We start from the raw sequence: 215 nt of genomic DNA, 5'->3' as shown, positions 1-215 counted from the left end.
GCACTTGATACAAACTTGTGGCGATCCCCGAAGGGTTCGACTCGCTCATTCCAAGCGCCCACACTTATCGGCTGTTAATTGTTAAAGAGCAGTGACAGTTGCCTGTCGTTCCACTTACTAACCCGGCTAGCTCGTCGCGCTTAGCGCTTCAAACTTCGCTGTGTTAGCAGCAGAGAAACGAGATTATGAAGCAGATCAGGCGGCGTGTCAAGCGT

Origin of the sequence: Alcaligenes pakistanensis (assembly GCF_014652815.1) — a bacterium.
Taxonomy (GTDB): Bacteria; Pseudomonadota; Gammaproteobacteria; order Burkholderiales; family Burkholderiaceae_B; genus Alcaligenes; species Alcaligenes pakistanensis.
This window is presented reverse-complemented; position numbering follows the sequence as displayed.